The organism is Centipeda artemidis DSM 19719, from assembly GCF_000426665.1.
GTDB classification, from domain to species: Bacteria; Bacillota; Negativicutes; order Selenomonadales; family Selenomonadaceae; genus Centipeda; species Centipeda artemidis.
In genome coordinates this window covers 81,270-101,860 of record NZ_AUFU01000001.1, presented here as the reverse complement: position 1 = coordinate 101,860, position 20,591 = coordinate 81,270, and the positions used below count along the sequence as shown (strand labels likewise).

The 20,591-nt window shown below is 58.2% G+C and carries 21 protein-coding genes; all 21 read left to right on the top strand.

From position 1 onward, the window contains the following. Positions 1–28 precede the first annotated feature (28 nt). A complete protein-coding gene (locus K341_RS0100505; protein ID WP_026761495.1) occupies positions 29–1,000 on the top strand; it encodes a biotin--[acetyl-CoA-carboxylase] ligase in 972 nt (323 codons plus the stop codon). Between the two features lie 29 nt (positions 1,001–1,029). Beyond that, positions 1,030–1,797, top strand: coding sequence for a type III pantothenate kinase (locus K341_RS0100500; protein WP_009438123.1), 768 nt, complete (start codon positions 1,030–1,032; stop codon positions 1,795–1,797). Then, positions 1,794–2,765 carry a tRNA dihydrouridine synthase DusB gene (dusB, locus tag K341_RS0100495; RefSeq protein ID WP_026761494.1) on the top strand — a complete coding sequence of 324 codons (972 nt, stop codon included), beginning with the start codon at positions 1,794–1,796 and terminating at the stop codon, positions 2,763–2,765. The genes K341_RS0100500 and dusB overlap by 4 nt, the downstream gene beginning before the upstream one ends. A gap of 12 nt (positions 2,766–2,777) precedes the next feature. Further along, entirely contained in the window at positions 2,778–4,163 is a 1,386-nt protein-coding gene (locus K341_RS0100490; protein WP_026761493.1) for an aminopeptidase, read from the top strand. 491 nt (positions 4,164–4,654) lie between these two features. Beyond that, the gene (locus K341_RS0100485) at positions 4,655–5,839 is read left to right on the top strand and encodes a pyridoxal phosphate-dependent aminotransferase (protein WP_026761492.1); all 1,185 of its coding nucleotides are present in this window, start codon (positions 4,655–4,657) and stop codon (positions 5,837–5,839) included. Between the two features lie 201 nt (positions 5,840–6,040). Further along, positions 6,041–6,628: a MotA/TolQ/ExbB proton channel family protein gene (locus tag K341_RS0100480; RefSeq protein ID WP_037349274.1), complete on the top strand. Its 588-nt coding sequence runs from the start codon at positions 6,041–6,043 to the stop codon at positions 6,626–6,628. Continuing rightward, positions 6,618–7,028: an ExbD/TolR family protein gene (locus K341_RS0100475; RefSeq protein ID WP_026761490.1), complete on the top strand. Its 411-nt coding sequence runs from the start codon at positions 6,618–6,620 to the stop codon at positions 7,026–7,028. Before K341_RS0100480 ends, K341_RS0100475 begins: the two co-directional genes overlap by 11 nt. Then, positions 7,029–7,679 (top strand): energy transducer TonB, encoded by a 651-nt coding sequence (locus K341_RS0100470; protein WP_026761489.1) that lies wholly within the window; start codon positions 7,029–7,031, stop codon positions 7,677–7,679. Between the two features lie 32 nt (positions 7,680–7,711). Beyond that, a complete protein-coding gene (locus K341_RS0100465; RefSeq protein WP_026761488.1) occupies positions 7,712–8,167 on the top strand; it encodes an energy transducer TonB in 456 nt (151 codons plus the stop codon). Between the two features lie 15 nt (positions 8,168–8,182). Then, positions 8,183–8,836, top strand: coding sequence for a TonB family protein (locus K341_RS0100460; protein WP_026761487.1), 654 nt, complete (start codon positions 8,183–8,185; stop codon positions 8,834–8,836). A gap of 27 nt (positions 8,837–8,863) precedes the next feature. After that, complete coding sequence (locus tag K341_RS0100455; RefSeq protein WP_026761486.1) at positions 8,864–10,057, top strand: FTR1 family iron permease; 1,194 nt, start codon at positions 8,864–8,866, stop codon at positions 10,055–10,057. Between the two features lie 56 nt (positions 10,058–10,113). After that, on the top strand, positions 10,114–10,683 hold the full coding sequence (locus K341_RS0100450) for an iron transporter (protein WP_009349976.1): 570 nt from the start codon (positions 10,114–10,116) through the stop codon (positions 10,681–10,683). Positions 10,684–10,808: 125 nt separating this feature from the next. Then, on the top strand, positions 10,809–12,074 hold the full coding sequence (locus tag K341_RS0100445; protein WP_009438152.1) for a DUF2318 domain-containing protein: 1,266 nt from the start codon (positions 10,809–10,811) through the stop codon (positions 12,072–12,074). Positions 12,075–12,100: 26 nt separating this feature from the next. Beyond that, on the top strand, positions 12,101–13,384 hold the full coding sequence (locus K341_RS0100440) for an ABC transporter permease (protein ID WP_009438063.1): 1,284 nt from the start codon (positions 12,101–12,103) through the stop codon (positions 13,382–13,384). A 6-nt stretch (positions 13,385–13,390) separates the two neighbouring features. Then, entirely contained in the window at positions 13,391–14,521 is a 1,131-nt protein-coding gene (locus tag K341_RS0100435; RefSeq protein WP_026761485.1) for an ABC transporter permease, read from the top strand. Between the two features lie 16 nt (positions 14,522–14,537). Next, the gene (locus K341_RS0100430; protein ID WP_026761484.1) at positions 14,538–15,197 is read left to right on the top strand and encodes an ABC transporter ATP-binding protein; all 660 of its coding nucleotides are present in this window, start codon (positions 14,538–14,540) and stop codon (positions 15,195–15,197) included. 4 nt (positions 15,198–15,201) lie between these two features. Further along, complete coding sequence (locus K341_RS0100425) at positions 15,202–15,669, top strand: FMN-binding protein (RefSeq protein ID WP_026761483.1); 468 nt, start codon at positions 15,202–15,204, stop codon at positions 15,667–15,669. A 92-nt stretch (positions 15,670–15,761) separates the two neighbouring features. Next, positions 15,762–17,207: a beta-Ala-His dipeptidase gene (pepD, locus tag K341_RS0100420; RefSeq protein WP_026761482.1), complete on the top strand. Its 1,446-nt coding sequence runs from the start codon at positions 15,762–15,764 to the stop codon at positions 17,205–17,207. A gap of 136 nt (positions 17,208–17,343) precedes the next feature. Continuing rightward, positions 17,344–17,826, top strand: coding sequence for a Fur family transcriptional regulator (locus K341_RS0100415; protein WP_009349983.1), 483 nt, complete (start codon positions 17,344–17,346; stop codon positions 17,824–17,826). Then, on the top strand, positions 17,823–19,331 hold the full coding sequence (gene hemZ, locus K341_RS0100410) for a coproporphyrinogen dehydrogenase HemZ (protein ID WP_026761481.1): 1,509 nt from the start codon (positions 17,823–17,825) through the stop codon (positions 19,329–19,331). The genes K341_RS0100415 and hemZ overlap by 4 nt, the downstream gene beginning before the upstream one ends. Next, the gene (gene hisS / locus K341_RS0100405; RefSeq protein ID WP_026761480.1) at positions 19,325–20,590 is read left to right on the top strand and encodes a histidine--tRNA ligase; all 1,266 of its coding nucleotides are present in this window, start codon (positions 19,325–19,327) and stop codon (positions 20,588–20,590) included. The genes hemZ and hisS overlap by 7 nt, the downstream gene beginning before the upstream one ends. Position 20,591: the final 1 nt, after the last annotated feature.

Here is a 20,591-nt window from a genome sequence, read left to right as displayed (position 1 = left end):
TAACGGCTTTTTGATTGGGAGGCATAATATGCGTAGTGATGTGCTGGAACTCCTGCGTGAAGCGGGCGGTTATATATCGGGTGAACGGATGGCGGAGCGTCTCGGTGTGACGCGTGCCGCGATATGGAAGAAGATCGCGGCGCTGCGTGAGCAGGGCTATGACATCGCGAGCGCGCCCCGGAGCGGCTATGCACTGCGCGGTGCGCCGGACAGCCTGATCGAAGCGGAGATCCGCAAAGACCTAGATACGTCGCTCATCGGACGCCGCGTTGCTTGCTACGGCGCGGTGGATTCGACAAATCTCATCGCGAAGGAGCTCGCGCGTGAGGGCGCGGCGGACGGCACGGTCGTCGTCGCCGAGAGTCAGGGGACGGGGCGAGGACGTCTCGAGCGCCGCTTCTTTTCGCCGCCGGGCAAGGGCATCTGGGTGAGCGTCCTGCTGCGTCCCTCGTTCCTGCCACAGGAGGCGCCGAAGTGCACGTTGATGGCGGCGGTCGCCGTAGCGCGCGCGATGGAGAAATTCGGACTGCGCGCCGAAATCAAATGGCCGAACGACATTCTCCACGACGGGAAAAAACTCGTCGGCATCCTCACGGAGATGAGCGCCGAGATGGATCGCGTGAATTACATCGTCGTCGGTATCGGCATCAATGTGAACATCGCTCCCGAGGATTTTCCCGCCGACCTGCGGGAGATTGCAACCTCGCTGATGCAGATGAAAGGGGAGCCGCTTCCGCGCGTGGCGTTTCTGCAGGAACTCTTGCGTGCGCTGGACGGGCTTTATGCCGATGTGCAGCGCGAAGGATTTGCCCCCGTGCTCGCGGCGTGGCGCACCTATGCGGTGACGCTCGGCAGATCCGTCCGCGTGATCGCCGCGGCGGGCGAAACCTTTGACGGGGTCGCGGCGGATATTGACGAAGAGGGCGCGCTGCTCATCGACACGGCATCCGGACAGCGGCGCGTGCTGGCGGGGGATGTCTCCATCCGCCCGCAGCAATAGATTAAGGCATCATACGGAGGGAAAGAGCTTTGCTACTGGTACTGGACATCGGCAACAGCAACATTGTCATGGGCGCATATGAGGGGAGGAAACTCCTGCGCCACTGGCGCATTTCGACCGATCGGCAAAAGACGGTCGACGAGTACGGCATCCTCATCAACGAACTCTTTCGGTATCAAAATATCAGCATGGAGGACATCAAGGCGATCATCATCTCGTCCGTTGTGCCGCCGCTCATCGTGCCCCTGCGCAAGATGTGCGAGCGTTACTTCCACATACGCCCGCTGATTGTCGGCCCCGGGATTCGCACGGGCATCCGCCTGAACTATGAAAATCCGCGCTCCATCGGCGCCGACCGCATCGTGAACGTCGTCGGCGCGCACGAACAGTACGGCGGTCCGCTCATCGTCATCGACATCGGGACGGCGACAACATTCGACGTCGTTGCGGAAAACGGGGACTTTCTCGGCGGCGTGATCGCGCCGGGGCTCGGGCTGAGCGCCGAGGCGCTGTTTCAGCGCGCCGCCCAGCTCCCGCGCATCGAGCTTGTCCCGCCGAAGACGGTCGTCTGCCGCAGCACGATACAGGGAATGCAGGCGGGCATCATCTACGGCTATGTCGGGCAGATCGACGAGATCGTCCGCCGCATCAAGGAGGAGACGGGGCAGGAGATGAAGGTTGTCGCAACGGGCGGCTTTGCCCGGATGGTGGCAAAGGAGTCCAAGACGATCGACAAGGTGGATCACTTCCTCACGCTCACGGGGCTGCGCGTCCTGTATGAGAGAAATCAGTCGTGAATCCGTTGAAACTCGGCACCTTTACGTTTCCCGATCCCGTATTCCTCGCACCGATGGCAGGCGTGACCGATACTGCGTACCGCATCATCGCGCGCGAGATGGGCTGTCCGCTTGCCTTCGCCGAGATGGTGAGCAGTCAGGGCATACATTACCGCAACGAGCACACACTTCTCATGCTGCGCTCGGAACCCGCCGAGCGTCCGCTCGCGATGCAGATCTTTGCAAAGTCCGCGGCGATGGCAGCGGAGGCGGCGGCGTATATCGAGGCACTCGGCACGGCGGACATCCTCGACTTTAACATGGGCTGCCCCGCGCCGAAGGTCGTCAAAAACGGCGAAGGCTCGGCGCTCATGCGCGATCCAAAGAAGGCGGAGGAGATTTTGAAAGCAATCCGCCGCGCAACGAAGCTGCCCTTCACCGTCAAGATGCGGCTCGGCTGGGACGACGCCTCGCGCAATGCCGTAGAGATCGCGCGCATCGCCGAGGCGGCGGGTGTCGACGCCGTCGCCGTCCACGGGCGCACGCGCGCGCAGTTCTACAGCGGCAGCGCGGACTATGCTGCGATTGCCGAGGTCAAACGTGCCGTCGGGATTCCCGTCATCGTCAGCGGCGACATCCGCCGCCCCGCCGATCTAAAGCGCGCACTTGCCATCACGGGTGCGGACGGCGTGATGATCGGACGCGGCGCCCAGGGCAATCCGTGGGTATTCCCGCAGCTCATTCACTGGCTGCGGACGGGCGAAGAACTCCCGCCCCCGACACCCGCCGAGCGCGCGGAGGTCGTGCTCCGGCATATCGACCTCCTCATCTCCTATAAGGGGGACTATATCGGCATTCGCGAGATGCGCAAACACGCCGCATGGTACACGCGTGGACTTCCGGGCAGCGCACAGCTGCGCGAGCGGTTCAACCGCGCGGACACGCGGGACGCATTTGTTGAGATCCTGCACGGCGCGGGATATATGTAGAAAGGTTCTATCATGAGCGATACCAAAGAACAGTCCGTCTGGCTGAAATACTCGGACGAAGAGCGCACAGCGGTGGACGGCCTCGCCCGAGACTACATTGATTTCCTCTCGGCCTGCAAAACCGAGCGCGAAAGCGTTGTCGAGGCAGTGCGCCGCGCAGAGGCGTGCGGATATCGCGACCTCGGGGGGCTCGTCGCGCGCGGAGAGAAGCTGAAGGCGGGCGACAAAGTCTACGCCGTCAATATGAAAAAGGCGATCGTCCTCTTCCACATCGGCACGGCGCCGCTCGAAGAGGGCATGAACATCCTCGGCGCGCACATCGACACCTGCCGCCTCGACGTCAAGCAGAACCCGCTCTACGAGGACGGCGGGCTCGCGTATTTTGACACGCATTATTACGGCGGCATCAAGAAGTACCAGTGGGTGACGATCCCCTTAGCGCTGCACGGTGTCGTGGTGAAAAAGGACGGTGCCGTCGTCGAGATCGTCCTCGGCGAGAAGGAGAGCGATCCCGTGTTCTGCGTGACCGACCTCCTCATCCACCTCTCGCAGGAACAGCTTGAAAAGACGGCGGCAAAGGTTATCGAGGGCGAAAAACTCGACATCCTCATCGGCAGTGTGCCGCTCAAAAAGGACGACAAGGAATCCGTCAAAGACGGTATCCTCGCCCTGCTGGAGGAACATTACGGCATTGCGGCGGAGGATTTCCAATCAGCGGAACTGACACTCGTTCCCGCAGGACGCGCGCGCGAGCTCGGTTTTGACCGAAGCCTCGTCCTCGGCTACGGTCAGGACGACCGCGTCTGCTCCTACACCGCGCTTCGCTCCATGCTTGAGACCGATGCGCCGCGCCGCACCGCATGTACGCTCCTCGTCGACAAGGAGGAAATCGGCAGCGTCGGCGCGACGGGAATGCAGTCGCGTTTCTTTGAGAACATGGTCGCCGAAGTCCTCTCCGCGTGCGGACAGTACAGCGACATCGCCCTGCGCCGCACGCTCATGCATTCGAAGATGCTCTCCTCGGATGTTTCCAGTGCATACGACGGGCTCTATGCCGACGCCTTTGAAAAGAAAAACGTCGCCTACCTCGGGCGCGGCATGGTATTCAACAAGTTCACAGGCGCGCGTGGCAAATCAGGTTCGAGCGATGCGAGCGCCGAGTACCTCGGCGAACTGCGCCGCATTATGGACGGCGCGGGCGTCAGCTATCAGCTCGCAGAGCTCGGGCGCGTCGACCTCGGCGGCGGCGGAACAATCGCCTATATCATGGCGAACTACGGCATGAACGTCATCGACAACGGCGTCGCCGTTATGAGTATGCACGCCCCGTGGGAAGTGACGAGTAAGGCGGATATTTATGAAATGAAGAAGGGGTACGACGCATTCCTGTTGACGTGAGACGTGATCTTTGCGCACAGCGTTGTCATAACTTCGAATGCTTCGCTAGGAGTAGCTTTTTTACTACGCCGTCGCTCGCATTCTCGTTATTCCTAGCTGTGCATCAAAGCTGGCGCCTCACTTAGTGTACGGTGTGCAGCGGGATTTTGGCGCATAGCTGTGTCATATCGAAAAAACACTGCGCTTGTAGTAGCTTTTCTACGCCGGCGCTTGTGTTTTTCTCATTCCTTGCTCTGCATCCAAACTTCCGCGTCACTCAGGTTGCGGCGATTGGATGCGGGATTTTGGAGCCCAGCGTCGTTATACTCCCCTTTACTGCGCCGGACGTGTCATACGCCGCCATATACCAGGGGCGAGCGGCGTGATGTCACATTTCCGTGGAAGGCTTGCCTGCCGAGAGGGGCGTATCAACAACAAACATAGAAAATAACCGTGCATTGTGCTAAAATAATGCGCGGTTTTATATTGCACTTGACGGAAGGAGTATCGTTATGGTTTCGGAGGAAATGTATCGGCTTGGGACAAAGAAGTCTACGATTCGGTCGATTTTTGAATATGGACGGCAGCGTGCGGCTGAGGTCGGTGCGGAGAATGTGTTTGATTTCAGTCTCGGCAACCCGAATGTGCCGGCGCCGGATTTTATTCGTGACGCGGCGGTCGATATTCTGATGCATAACGATCCGATCGAGGTGCACGGTTACACGATTGCACCCGGCAAGCCCGAGGTGCGTGAAACGATTGCAGCGGATCTGTCCAAGCGGTTGGACATGCGTGTTGCAGGGAAAAATCTCTTCATGACCGCGGGCGCAGCGGCGTCCGTGACGATTGTATTCAAGGCGCTTTGCGAGGCCGGGGATGAGTTCGTCACCTTTGCGCCGTTTTTCCCGGAGTACCGCGTGTTCGTCGAGGCGGTGGGCGGGCGATTTGTCGTCGTTCCCGCAAAGACCGATGATTTTCAGATCAATTTCGATGCTTTTGAGCGCGCCCTCACGCCAAAGACGAAGGCGGTTATTGTCAACTCACCGAATAATCCGAGCGGCGCCGTCTACAGCGCGGAAACGATCACTCAATTAGCGGAGCTTCTGCGGAGAAAAGAGGAGGAGTATGGACACCCGATCTTCATCATTGCGGATGAGCCCTACCGTGAGATTGTCTATGCGGGGGCGGCAGTGCCCTGCATTCCCAATTTTTACGACGATACGATTGTCTGTTATTCCTACAGCAAGTCCTTTTCACTGCCCGGAGAGCGCATTGGTTACATTCTCGTGCCGGATGCGGCTGCAGATTTCGACCGCGTCTATGGAGCAATCGCAGGGGCGGCACGCGTCCTCACGCATGTCAATGCACCGTCTCTATGGCAGCTCGTAGCGGCGCGATGCGCAGGTCGAGATGCCGATCTTTCAATGTATCGCATGAATGCGTCACTGCTTTTCGAAGGACTTACGGAGGCGGGATTTTCCTGTATGCGTCCGCAGGGGGCGTTCTATCTCTTTCCACAAGCACTTGAGCCGGATGACGAAGCATTTTGCGAACGCGCAAAATCCTATGATCTTCTGCTTGTACCGGGGGCAGATTTCGGCTGTCCCGGATATTTCCGCGCGGCGTATTGTGTGAGCACGGATATGATTCGGCGTTCCTTGCCGCAATTTCAAAAACTGGTAGAATCCTATCGGTAAAATACATGAATGAACTTCATCTATAAGTTCTTCATTAAAACCTGTATTGACAATCAGTCTCTACGGGGCTATACTTAAATCTGATTCTGATGCGGCAGTCTATTTTATTTATTGCCAAACCTATAGGGGACATGGGGATATTGTGTAAGGAAGGTGTTCTTTTTGACCAGTGCGGAACTCTTTGAAAAAGGCGGACCGATGATGTATCTGCTGCTCCTGTGCTCGCTCACGGTGGCGGCAATTGCAATTGACCGATTTATGCTCTATCGGCGTGCTTCCCAGGGGGCGCGTGCACTTGAGGCGGAGGTTTCAAAATCCCTGCGCGGCAGGAAGATCAACGAACTTGCCCCTGCCGTCGAGGGACAGGATAATATGGTCGCATATTTTGTGAAGACTGCGCTCGACGCGCGTGCGGCGGGCGAGGATGTGCCGATGGCACTCGATGCGGCGTACGGCGAGGCGGCGATGCTCCTGCGCGCGCGCCTCAACTATCTCTCGATGATCGTGACGATGGCGCCGCTGATGGGACTGCTCGGCACGATCTCCGGCATGATTGAATCGTTCAGCATTTTCAATCTACAGGCCGGGCAGCCCATGGCGATTACGGGCGGCATCGGCGAGGCGCTGATCGCCACGGCGACGGGCCTCCTGGTGGCGATCTTCTCCCTCGTTGTGCACACCTACTTCGGGCAGCGCATGGACGTGATGCTGACGCTCCTCGAAAAGACGATGAATACGCTGCAAGCCGGATTTGCGGTCATAGACGGAGGCAATCGCCATGCGTCGTAATTTTCATGAGGTGCGCGAGCCGCTCGTCATGATTATCCCGATGATCGACATCATGCTCTTTCTGCTCGTGTTCTTCATGCTGAGCACGATGTATATGGTGAATACGAGCACGGTGCAGGTCAACCTTCCGCAGGCGGCGACCGCGCAGCAGGATACGCGTCCGCACATCATCTCGATCACGGTCACGGAGGACGGCAAAATTCTCTTCGATCGTGACGATGAGCCGACGCGTGAGCTTTCGGCACGGGTGAAGACGCAGCTCGAGACGGACCCCGATACGGTTTTTGTCGTGCGTGGAGACAAGAAAACGGACTATCAATACGTTGTCTCCGTGTTCGATGTTCTCAAGGAAGCGGGGACACGCCATGTGTCCATCGCAACGGAGACGGGAGGGGTCTGAGTGCACTACCGGACACATTGGCGGCTCGCCTTTGTTCTCGCATTCTTCTTCCATCTCGTCGTATGGCTCGTGCTCATGCTCCTCATCCCGATAGTGTTCAAGATGATAGAACCGCCGCCGCAGGAGGATCCTATGGAATGGGTCGATATTGCGGATGATTTCGGCGATACACAGGAAGAGCAGCAGGAAGAAGAACCGGAACCGCCGCCGCCTCCTCCACCGCCGGAACCGGAGCAGGCAGAGGAGGAACCTGCCGTTGTTGAAGCGGAGATTCCGGAGGAAGCGACGACGGAACTCCTCAAAGAAGCGGAGGAGATGAAGGACGAGCCGAAGGATAATGTCATCCGCTCGACATCAACACAGCAGAAGGGGCTTCCGGGGAAGATCCTTCATGCCGAGCAGCCGGCATACGGCGTTATTCCGTTTAAGGGACGCATTGCAGTAACGGCGCGCATCGGCAAGGATGGAAAGGTCATTAGGACGGCCATTCAGGTAACGTCGGGCAATGCGCTCTATGACCGCTTGGCACGGCGTATCGTTGAAACCAAATGGAAATTCGAACCGGCAAAAGATATTAAGGGCGAGCCCATGGAGTCGGATATGCAGTGCCCTGTCTATTTCAACAGGCCGCCCGCGAGAAAGATCAAGTAATATGTAAAATGGGGCGATTGGGAGGTATACCGATGAAGCGATTCGTGTTCATCATGACACTCATCGTTCTGCTCGGAGTCGGCGTTGTTACAGCTTGCGCGGAGCAGCCGGAATCGCCGCAGACTTCCGAGGAAATGCGTCAGGAAGACCGAGATATAGATACCGACAGGCATCCGAGCAATGAGCAAGCACACGAAGGTACTTGGAGTCAGTCCGAACCGGGCAGAATCATTCATGCCGTACAGCCGCCGCCCGGCGGGTCCTTCAAAGGGCTTGTCAGCGTTAGGGCACGCATCGGCACGGACGGCAGCGTGCTCGAAACCACGATTATGCGATCTTCCGGGAAGCTGTTATACGACAGGACGGCATGCCGCCTCGTTGAAACGGAATGGGTATTCCGGCCGGCGATGGTGAACGGAGAATACATCGTGTCTAATATTATGTGTCCCGTGTATTTCAATATGAAACCGAAACATAGGGAACGATGACGAGAGGGCTCTTTTATGAAACGCTGTATTTTAACGATGGTACTGACTGCACTCCTCGGTATGGGGGCCTTGGTGCCGCAGGCAGATGCTGCACAGGCAGAGAATAGACCCAAGCAGCCGCCCCAAGTCATTCAGCGGGCGCCGCTCTATAGCCTGGGCATAGAAGGACGCGTTGCTGTGGATATGTATGTCGACGCAGAGGGAAAGGTTCCATCCGCACGGATTTGGCGTTCGTCCGGCTATCCGCTCCTCGATGCGTATATGCTGGTGTATTTTCATGCCGGGAGCGTCACGTTCTCTCCTGCACTTGATGCTGCGGGACAGCCCGTTCCCTGTTATGTCCGTCAGACATTTTTCTTCTCCAAGGGAGAAGAAACGCAGACAAAACTTGCCGAGGCGGTAAAACAGGTACAGCCGAAGATCAAGAAATACCCGGATGTGAAAACCCAGACGGTTGTTTCCGCGGCGCTTGACGATATGGGGAAAGTACAGGAGACAAAAATCCTCGTCTCCTCGGGCAATCAGGAATACGATACGGCGGCTGCGGAGCTTGTGCAAAAGAAATGGAAGTTTTCCCCCACGCACGATGCGGAAGGCAAGGCTGTAGCAAGCGGGACCGCCTGCGTCATATACTTCGGGTATCTGCCCGATCCGCCGAGTGAATCGTAAGCAGGAAAGAAGGTTGATCACGCAATCATGAAAAAAATCTTGATCTTATTAGCGGCGCTCTTCATGCTTTTGCCGACGGCGCCCGCAGATGCGGCGCAGACATGGCAGCAGATTCACGACCATATCCGCACCGAACTGGATAATGTTTACACGATCTATCAGTCCGGTGATGCCGAGGGGGCGAAGAACGCCGTCAACGACATCTATTACGGCATCTATGAGAAGGACGGCCTTGAGAGCGCCGTGCGCAGCGGCATCTCGTCCAAGAGTGCCAACCTCACGGAGTATCAGTTCTACACGCTGAAAAAGGTGATCCGTGCGGGGGCGACGCTGGATGAGGTGAAGGCCGAGGGGGATAAGCTCCTCGACATGATCCAAGTGGAGGTCACAACGCTCGAGAACTCCGGCGTCCAGTCGGGCGGCTGGGCGATGTTCCTCCAGGCATTCGTCATTCTGCTGCGCGAGGGCATTGAGGCGATGCTCGTCCTGCTCGGCATCATCGCCTATCTTGGACGTGCGGGGCATGAGAAGGAACTCTCCGCCGTCTACAACTGGGCGATTGCGGGTATTGTGATGAGCTTCATCAGCGCCTATCTCTTCAACTCCGTGCTCGATGCGAATGCGACGGGCGCGAGCCGCGAAGCGATCGAAGGATTTACCGCGCTCTTTGCCGTCTGTGTCCTTCTCGGGACGTCGGCATGGATGGGCGGCAAGTCCAATGCGAATGCGTGGAAGAAATACATCGAGAGCAAGGTGAAGCTCAGTCTCTCGACGGGAAAGGCGCGCGCACTCGGCTTTGCCGCGTTCCTCGCCGTGTACCGCGAGGGCGCGGAGGTCATTCTCTTCTATCAGGCGCTCTTTAACAACGCGGCGGGCGATATCGATATGATCTGGGCAGGCTTTGTCGCAGCATGCGCCGTGCTTGCCATTATGTTCTTCCTCATGCAGCGGGGCGCGCTGCGCATTCCCATCGGGCCGTTCTTCAAGGTCACGAGCATCTTCATGTTCGTCCTTGCCGTTACGTTCCTCGGCGGCGGCGTCAAGGCGCTGCAGGAGGCGGATGTCGTCTCGACATCGGTCATCGAGGCGGTCCCCATTCCAAGCATCGATGTGCTTGGCCTTTACCCCACCTATGAAACCATCATTCCGCAGATTTTGCTTGTCATTATCGCTGTGGCGGTGGTATCATATAAAAAACGCTCTGCAACAGCAGCGGCGTAAGTCGTTTTTCCTCGATAGAGAGGAAAGAAGTTATTTTCTTTAAGGAGGATTTACCCATGAAGAAATCCGGTCTCAGTATGCTCAAGAAGGCTCTTGCCGTCGGCGCGATTGCGTTCTCGACCTTTGCGATCAATGCGAGCGTCAGTGAAGCTGCGTTTGAGGAATTCCCGATCGGCGACGAGCTTGAGGACACGACGAACCACTTCAAGGTTGCGCTCGTTTACTTCCAGCCGGTCACGATGGAGCCCGCAGGAATGAGCCTTCCCGCAGATCAGGCGGATATCCACATCGAGACGGATATCCATGCGACCGAAGGCAATGAGTGCGGCTTCGGCGTCGGCGAGTGGATTCCGTATCTGACGGTGCACTACAAGTTCACGAAACGCGAGACGGGTGAGAGCCTTGAGGGCGTATTCATGCCGATGAGCGCGGACGACGGCCCGCACTACGGTGCGAACGTCAAGATGCTCGGCGCGGGAACCTATGACTGCGAGTTTTCGATCGACAGCCCCGCACGTCAAAACTACATGCTCCACACGGATCCTGAGACGGGCGTTCCGGGTCACTTCTGGACCGAGCCGGTCAAGATGAGCTGGGTGTTCAACTACGTTCCGCGTAAGTGGTAATTTCCAGCGCACACATGATGGCAGCGGCGGCACGATGATATCGTGTCCGCCGTGTTCCTGCCGGTATTAGAACGGCTGCCGCCCGACCGGGACGGCGGCTTTTCTAATAGGAAAGGGAAATTCTAATGTTACAGGCATTTTTACAACAATTGGTACCGGCACTGGAAGAGAGTGTGAAACTCGCCGTGCCGCTCGGCATTTTGCTTGCAATCATTTTGCCTCTGCCCGATCAAAGTATTCGCCGCACATTTACACGCGTTCTCAAATGGGGCTTTTTCCTCTCGGTATTCATGACGGCGGTGCGCGTCGGCACGCGCTCGGCGGTGAACCGCGAGATCTTTGAGAGTATGGCGATCACTGTTGATCTCGTCGGTGCGATCGTGCTCTGCACGATTCTCCTGCGCAGCATCCACAGGACATGGACGGGCGGAGAGGAGCGCATTTTTCGCATCGGCACGGGGGCGCTGACACTTGGACTCTTCCTCTATCACGGACTCGAACTATGGCTGATCCCCGTCGCCATCGTGCAGGTTGCGATGGGCGACTATGTGACATTGAACTTTTTCATCAAGATGCTCGGTTTTGTCGGGGGCATTTTTCTCGGCTTCCTCTCGGGCTATCTTGCCTATAAAGCGGCAGCGGCGCTCAATCATGGACGATTGGTGTTCGTATTCACCGTACAGATCATAGCGACCGCGATTCAACAGATCATCTTTGTCATGACGGTCATGATGGCGCGTCAAGTGTTTGGCGCCGAGAGTCTCATCTCTTTTATGGCGCCGTTCATCGACAATCAGAATAAAGTGATCTATGCGATCTACTTCGTGTCGATCCTCGTTCCCATCACGCTCTTTTTACAGCCGCGTCCGGAGCGTCCGGACTGGGCGAATCCGGCGCAGTACCGTCAGATTCTTTCGCGTTCCATTCGTCGGAAACGCTGGGGTTCGGGGCTCCTCGCCATGCTGTTTGTGACGGTGTTGGTCTCAAGCGTCGGCGGCTGGTACGCGAATAAGAAGGAAGCGCTCGTCCCCGCGGTCGCCGTGAAGGCAGAGGACGGTGTGGTGCACATTCCCCTCGAGGAGGTCTCGGACGGACATCTCCACCGCTTTGCGTTCCGTGCCTCGGACGGGACGGAGGTGCGCGTTATCATCGTGCAAAAGGGCGGCTCTGCCTTTGGCGTCGGACTTGACGCGTGCGAGATCTGCGGCCCGACGGGTTATTTGGAACGTGACGGTCAGATCGTCTGCCGGCTCTGCGATGTCGTTATGAACAAGGCGACGATTGGACTGCCCGGCGGATGCAACCCGATTCCCGTGGATTATCGTGTGGCAAGCGGCGAAGTGCAGATTCAGGCGGATGCACTTGAGGCTGCGCGTGTTCACTTCCGCTGATGGGGCGGCATGAGAGGAGGTAAGCCATGTTTTGGCAAATGGTAAAAGGAGCGCTGATCCGCCAGCGCGGGAGGTTTATCCTCATCGCACTGACGGTTGCGCTCGGTGTCTCGCTCGCAACCGCCATGCTGAACGTCATGTTTGACATCGGCGAGAAGGTGAACCAAGAATTGAAGGCGTTCGGCGCGAACATCATGGTGACGCCGCGCAACTCGATGGTGCTCAAGGATCTCTACGGTGTGGAGACGACGACAAGCACGCATCGCGAATACCTTGAGGAAGAAGATCTCGGCAATATCAAGACCATCTTTTGGACAAACAACATCGTTGCCTTTGCGCCGTCCCTGACGACGAGCATCACGCTTGCGGACGGGGAGAGGGAACAGCTCTTCGGCACATGGTTCGAGCACACGCTCACCCTGCCGACGGACGAGACCTACACGACGGGCGTGAAATTCATGAAGTCGTGGTGGCATATAGACGGCGACTGGGCGGACGACGCACAGCAGGACGAAGTGCTCGTCGGCGCAAAGCTCGCGCAGAAACTCGGCGTATCGGCGGGCAGTACGCTGTCCTATACGAAAGAGGACGGCACGGAGGGAACGCTACGCGTCATGGGCGTCGTCTCGGGCGGCGGCAACGAGGAGAATCAAATTGTCGGTGCGCTCAGTCTCGCACAGAGCCTTGCCCATGCGGAGGGCAAGATCGACCAGGTCGAGGTCAGCGCGATGACGACGCCGGAGAATGATCTTGCGCGCAAGGCGGCGGAAAATCCGAAGTCGCTCTCGCAGGCGGAATACGATATCTGGTACTGCACCTCCTATGTCGGCTCGATTGCCTATCAGATCGAGGAGGTCATGCAGAATGCGGCGGCGCATCCCGTGCGCCAGATCGCGGAGTCCGAGGGCAAGATCCTCGACAAGACGCAGCTCCTTATGCTCCTCATCACCGTACTCTCACTGCTCTCATCGAGTCTCGGTGTCAGCAACCTCATCAGCGCGAACATCATGGAGCGCAGCCGTGAGCTGGGACTCCTCAAGGCGCTCGGGGCAACGAATATTGCCGTCGTACTTTCCGTGCTCGCAGAGATCTTCATCGCGGGTATCATCGGGGGTGTATTCGGCTACTTCGTGGGGCTGGGCTTTGCACAGCTCATCGGCGAGACGGTGTTCGGCTCCGGCATTGCCGTGAATCCGTATGTTGTGCCGCTCATCGCCGTCCTGATGTCGCTCGTGCTCATCATCGGCAGCGTGCCGGCGATCCGTATGCTGCTCTCACTTCATCCCGCAGAGGTTCTACATGGCAGGTGATATACAATGAATCGCTATAAGATGTTTTTTATCATGATCGCCAACTCCCTCCTGCGGCGCAAGGCACGCATGGCAATTGCCCTGCTCGCCGTCGCGATCGGAGCGACGATCATCTCGGGCATGATTACGGTATACAAAGAAGTACCGGAGCAGATGGGACGTGCGTTCCGCGCGTACGGCGCGAATATGCTCATCCTGCCGGGCGGAGATCAGCCGGTGATCCATGAAGATACGATTGCAAATGTCCGAAAGACCCTCTCGGACTATGAGATCGTCGGTATTACACCGTTCCTCTATGATACGCTTCTCGTCAATCATCAGACGGTGATGGCCGGCGGCACGGATTTCGCCGTATTGCAGGAAGTCAGCCCCTATTGGCAGATCCGCGGTGACTGGCCGACACCGGGGGAAAAGGATATTTTGCTCGGCGCGGAGTTCGCACAGAAACTGCGTGTCTCGCCCGGCGATACCGTGACGGTATCGGGCGGCGAGGGGACGATCGTGAGCGATTACCGCGTCTCTGGCATCGTCCGCACGGGCGGCAACGAGGAGAACTTCGTTTTTGTCCCGCTGGGAGAACTGCAGAGCATTAAGAATCGTCCCGATGAGATCAGCCTCGCGCAGGTCTCCGTCGTCGCGGGGCAGGAGGATCTCGCACGCGCCGAGGCAAAGATTCGCGCCGACGTGCCGGGCGCGGAACCGCAGCTTGTCAAGCAGATCGCGCAGTCGCAGGACACAGTGCTCGGAAAGCTCCAAGCGCTCGTACTCATCGTGACGATCGTTGTGCTCGTGCTGACGCTCATCTGCGTGTCGACCACGATGATGGCAATTGTCACGGAGCGGCGCAAAGAGATCGGCCTTAAAAAGGCGCTCGGCGCAGACAACCGTCATATCGTGGCGGAGTTCTTCGGCGAGGGATGTCTCCTCGGCGCGCTCGGCGGCGTGCTCGGCTCGGGATTTGGGTACCTCTTCGCCGAGAGCGTCAGTGTAAATGTATTCGGGCGCGGCATCGAGTTTTCGGCAACGATTGTTGTCGTGGCATTGATCATGTCCATCTTCGTCACGGGCGTGGCGTCGCTCCTGCCCGTACGTATTGCGACGAATGTGGATCCCGCGATCATCCTGCGGGGCGAATGAGTTGGAGGAGGAAATAATGAGTCTGCTTGAACTAAGGCATGTATCAAAGGCCTACAATGAAAAATTCCTCGCGCTCGAGGATGTCAATCTGAAAGTTGAAAAGGGCGAATGGCTCGCTGTCATGGGACCCTCCGGCTCCGGCAAGTCCACACTGATGAATATCATCGGCTGCATGGACAGCGCGACGAGCGGCGAGGTGATCCTCGACGGCGAGAACCTGACGGACGCGAGCCCCGAGGAACTCACGCGCTATCGCCGCGATAAGATCGGGATCGTTTTTCAGCAATTTCACATGATTCCCTACCTTACGGCGGTTGAAAATATCATGGTTGCGCAGTATTATCATAGTATGCCCGATCGCGACGAGGCAATGGCAGCGCTGGAGCGCGTGGGACTTGCCGACCGCGCAAGTCATCTGCCGAGTCAGCTCTCGGGCGGCGAGCAGCAGCGCGTCTGCATCGCGCGGGCGCTTATCAACTATCCGGTTCTTATCCTTGCGGACGAACCGACGGGCAACCTCGACGAACAGAATCAGAAACTCGTTATGAAGATTTTCCATGAACTGCACGACGAGGGACATACGATTCTGACCGTTACGCACTCCGCCGAAGTTGGCGAGGAGGCGCAGCGCTGCGTTATTATCGAGCATGGTCATATGCGTGAAAGGACGGCGTGAGATGATGAAAAAGAAGTTGACATTGGGTATAGCATTTCTCTTGAGTGCGGGGCTCGTCGCAGCCGGCTGCGGCGATGATAAATCAGCACAGAAGGATGCCGGAAAAGAAGCACCCCAGGAAGCCGCACTCGATATGACGGGCGTTAAGGACGGCACGTTCTCGGCGGACAGTTCCGAAGCGAAGGTCGGTCACTCCCACGTCGAGCTGACCATTAAAGACGGCGCAATCACGAAGGTTGTTCATACCGGCATCGATAAGAACGGCAATGTGAAGGATGAGCACTACGGCGAGGGCAAGGAACCGGGCGCGCAGAAGAAGGCACAAAACGCCTACAAGGCAATCGGTTCCTACGCAAGTCAGCTCGAATCGAAAAAAGATCTTTCGAAGGTGGATGCCGTCGCGGGTGCGACCATCAGTTACGATCAGTTCAAGGAAGCGGTCGAAAAAGCCGTCGATGAGGCAAAAAAATAGTTTTTTAGCATGAATGGAGGCGGGCATACAAATATGTATGCCGCCTTTTTGCATTATGTTATTAAATCGCCCAAAGGGCGGGGAGGAGAGCTATGATGGATGATCAGAAACTAATGGAAGCCGTGATCGCAGAATTTGAGGCACTGACGCATATTCCGCGCCCTTCGGGACATGAGCGCGCCGTCAGTGATTATTTGAAGAAACGGTTCGGCGATCTCGGATGTGCGGTCACGCAGGATGCGCACAATAATATCGTCGCCGATCTGCCGGCGACGCCGGGGAAGGAACATGCGCCGCTGACGATCCTGCAGGGGCACATGGATATGGTCTGTGTCGCCGCACCCGGCGTTTTGTATGATCCCGTCCACGATCCCATCAAAATGGTGCGGACGGAGGAGTTTATCCGTGCGGAGGGAACGAGTCTCGGCGGTGATGACGGTATCGGCGTCGCGGAGATTATCGCTGCCTTTCAATATGCAGAGGAGCACGGACCGCTCCGCGCGATCGTCACCGTTGACGAGGAAGTCGGCATGACGGGGGCGCAGAAACTGGACGCGGCGCATCTTGCTGATGCGAAGTACCTCATCAACTGCGACTCCGAGGACTATCACATCATGACCGTCGGCAGTGCGGGCAGCGTCAACCTCGACTATGCGCGCAGCCTCACACGGCATGAGGAGGCCGGGACGGCGTACCGCATCGAGGTGCAGGGACTGCTTGGCGGGCATTCGGGCGAGCGCATCGGTGCGGGACGGGGCAACGCGATACGCACGCTCGCGCTTGCCCTGTGCCGCATCCATGAACAAGGGCGCATCACTCTTGCGGATTTCCATGGCGGTGTCGCGCGCAATGCGATCCCCTCGACATCATATGCAGTTATCTATACGGCGATGAATGAACGGGAACTGGTCGATATTCTCGTGGAGGAAGAAAAGCGGTTCCACAGCATCTATGGCGCTGCCGATCCCAGCATGAAATTTGCCTTGACGCCTGTGCAGAACGCAGGAAAAGCGATTGGTGGACAGGAGATGCACGACCTGCTCGCACTGCTTACCGTCCTGCGCACAGGGGTCTATGAGATGTCGCGCCTGCACCCCGGGCTGGTTGAGACCTCGGCGAACCTCGGACTCGTCGAGATGGACGAATACGAGGTGCGCGTCGCGTATTTCCCACGCTCCTCGGTCAACGAGCAGCTGTCCGAAATTATTATGACAGCGCGCGCTGTGTCGGAGCTCACGGGCTTTAACCTCGTCATTGGCACACAGTCTCCTGCGTGGCGTGAGAACGCAGAGAGCGAGCTCGCAAAAATTATGGGCGCGGTCTATGCCGATCAGAACGGCGGCAAGGCAATGACGATCGAGAGCATCCATGCGGGGCTCGAGACGAGTTGGCACGCGGCGAAGAATCCTGCGCTCGACATGGTATCCATCGGTGTCACGGCGCACGATATTCACACGCCAAACGAGCGCATCGAGGTCGCGGCGATCGTTCCTGAGGCCAAGCTCATCATGGAAACCTTGCGGCGTATCGCAAAGTGAACATTTCTGTAAAATATTCTTCATGAATGAATGAACACTATAGCAAAAGTGTCGCGTCTGTGCTATACTATTCTCAATGATTGTGATTATATGTTAGGAGCGCCATAGTGTCACCGGGACATGGAGGGGAAAGAATATGGCAGATACTTATACCATGGAGGATCTCAAAAAACGACTGCAGGCAACGCAGCGTAAGATGACGCCGCAGCGCCAGATCGTGCTGCAGGTCATCCTCGATCATCCGGGCGAGCATTTGAGCGCGGAGAAGATTTATGACCTTCTGCGCGGCACGGAATCCGAGATCGGGCTTGCGACGGTATACCGCAGCCTTGAGATCCTGGTATCACTCGGGATTCTTCAAAAAATTGAATTTGGTAAGGAATTTGACAAACGCAACAAGGGATCGTATTCATACGAGCTGAATCCTGTCGATCCGAACCAGCATTTCCATCATCATCTCATCTGTACGGAGTGCAAGGAAATCACGGAGTTCGAAGAGGATATGCTCGAGCATCTCGAGGAGGATATTTTCAAAAAGACGGGCTTCAAGGTGGAGAACCATCAGGCGAAGTTCTTCGGCATCTGCGGCAAGTGTCGGGAGAAGAAGAGCAAGGCGTGAGAGTAAGGACACTGACCGTAAACAGCCGCGCCGAGGTCGTCCGTAAAATCATCCGCGAGGTGCTGACGCTCTTTCACATCGAGATTGTGGGCACGGCGGGGGCGGCGGACTACGCGCAGCTGTCGGTGGTGAACCGCGAGCAGCGGGCGGAGCTGCCCGTCGTGACGACCGAGGTGCTGCTCTTTCATATAGACGGCACGAGCGAAACACATTCGTATACGTCGGCGGGCTGTGCGGACGAGCAGGTACGTGCAGCCGTGCACCGCGCAATCAAACGGAACTTCTATCAATTTGTCAGAGAACACTTTCAAATGCCCCATGCTCCATGGGGTATTTTGCATGGGGTACGTCCGACCAAGATCGTACATCGGTGGATGCGCGGCGGGATGACTGCCGCAGCGGTCGTTCAAAGGCTGCAAGACGATTATTTTTGCAGCTTGGAGAAAGCGCAGCTCATCACGGAGGTCGCCGTGCGTCAGCAGCCGCTGCTCGCGCAGACGGACGCGCGGACGGTGAGCGTCTATGTCGGCATTCCGTTCTGCATCACGCGCTGTCTCTACTGCTCGTTCCCAGCGAACATCCTGCCGGGCGAGGAGAAGCTGCGCGGCTTTATGCGTGTGCTCGCGCGCGACATCGCCGCCGCCGCCGCGGACGTCGCCGCACTCGGGCTCACCGTGCAGAACATCTACGTCGGCGGGGGGACGCCGACGAGCCTGCCGAACGATTTTTTTGCCGAAATGCTCGAAATGGTATATAATGCCTTTTATGGATCTTCGATCGTGGAGTTCACGGTCGAGGCGGGGCGTCCCGACAGTATGAGCGCGGAGAAGATTTCCTGCATGAAGAAACATTGCGTGACGCGCGTCAGCGTGAACCCACAGTCCATGCAGGAGCGCACGCTGCGCCGCATCGGGCGGCGGCATACGCCCGAGGAGGTCGTTCGTATGCTGCATGATCTGCGCGCGGCATACGAGGTGCATATCAACATGGACGTCATCCTGGGACTGCCGGGAGAGACGGCGGAGGACGTCGCCTCCACGATGGCGCAGGTGACGGCGCTCGCCCCCGACGACATCACGCTCCACGCGCTTGCAATTAAGCGCGGCTCGCAGCTGCGCCGCATGATGGAGGAGACGCATGTCGCACTCCCCTCCGGCGAGGAGACGATGCGCATGAGCGCTGCCGCGACGGATGCCGTGCGCCGTGCGGGATACCGCCCGTACTATCTCTATCGGCAGGGATATATGAGCGGCGACCTTGAGAACGTCGGCTACGCGCGCCCCGGTGCGGAGAGCATGTATAATGTTCAGATCATGGAGGAACAACAGACCATCATCGGCATCGGCGGTGCGGCGACGACGAAGGTCATCGGCGTGCGCGGCGACAGGATGCGCTCGGTATTCAATGCCAAGGATTTGACGACATATCTGCGGGACATCGACGTTTATATTGAAAAGCGGCGCGCGCTTCTGCGCGGCGAGTATGAGGAGGAACCTAGATGCTGACGAAGGCACCGCGGGGGACAAAGGATATACTGCCCGGGGAAGTCGGCGCGTGGACGCATGTGGAACGCGTGATTCGCGGGCTCTGCGATCGGTACGGATACAAGGAGATCCGCACGCCGCACTTTGAGCATACGGAGCTTTTTCAGCGCGGCATCGGCGACGGGACGGACGTCGTCGACAAGGAGATGTATACCTTTACCGACCGAGGCGACCGCAGCCTCACGCTGCGCCCCGAGAACACCGCCGCGGCGATCCGCGCCTATATCGAGCACAAACTCTATGCGGACGGGGGACTTCAAAAACTCTTCTACATCGGATCGATGTTCCGCTACGACCGCCCGCAGGCGGGGCGGATGCGCGAATTTCACCAGTTCGGCGTGGAGGCGGTCGGCGAGGAAAGCCCGGCGGTGGATGCCGAGATCATCCTGCTCGCGCTGGACTTCCTTGAGGAACTCGGGCTTACGGGGCTGAAGCTGAAACTGAACGCGGTCGGCTGCCCGCAGTGCCGCCCCGCGTACCGCGAGCGGCTGCAGGCGTATTTCAAAGAGTATCTGGGAGAGCTCTGCGAGGACTGCCGTGACCGATACACGCGCAGTCCCCTGCGCATCCTTGACTGCAAGGCGGACGCGGCGCAGCCGTTCATGGCGGGCGCGCCCGCGATTACGGACTGTCTCTGTGCCGAATGCGCGTCGCATTTTGACGCGGTGCAGTCGCATCTGACGGCGGCAGGCGTCTCCTACACGCTCGACACGCGTCTAGTGCGCGGGCTCGACTACTACACGCGGACGGCGTTCGAGATTGCCTATCCGCCGCTCGGCGCGCAGAGTGCTGTGGCGGGGGGCGGACGCTATGACGGACTGGTCGAGGAGCTTGGCGGGAGTCCGACGCCCGCCGTCGGATTTGCGGCGGGGATCGAGCGTGTCCTGCTCGCCCTCACGCAGCAGAATCTCCTCCCGGAGGAGCCGCCCGCGGCGGACGTATTCATCATCGCGCTCGGCGCTGCGGCGGGGGCGACGGCATTCCCGCTGCTGCACGACCTGCGGCGCGGCGGCGTGCGCGCACTCATGGACTATGCGGGGCGCAGCATGAAGGCGCAGATGAAGCAGGCGAACAAGGCGGGCGCGCGCTATGCCGTCATCCTCGGCGAGGATGAGCTGCGGAGCGGCACGGCGGCGCTGCGCGATATGACGGAGAGCACGCAGGAGACGATTCCTCTTGCAGATATGGTACAACGACTGATTTCTGAGGTGAAGGGCTGAC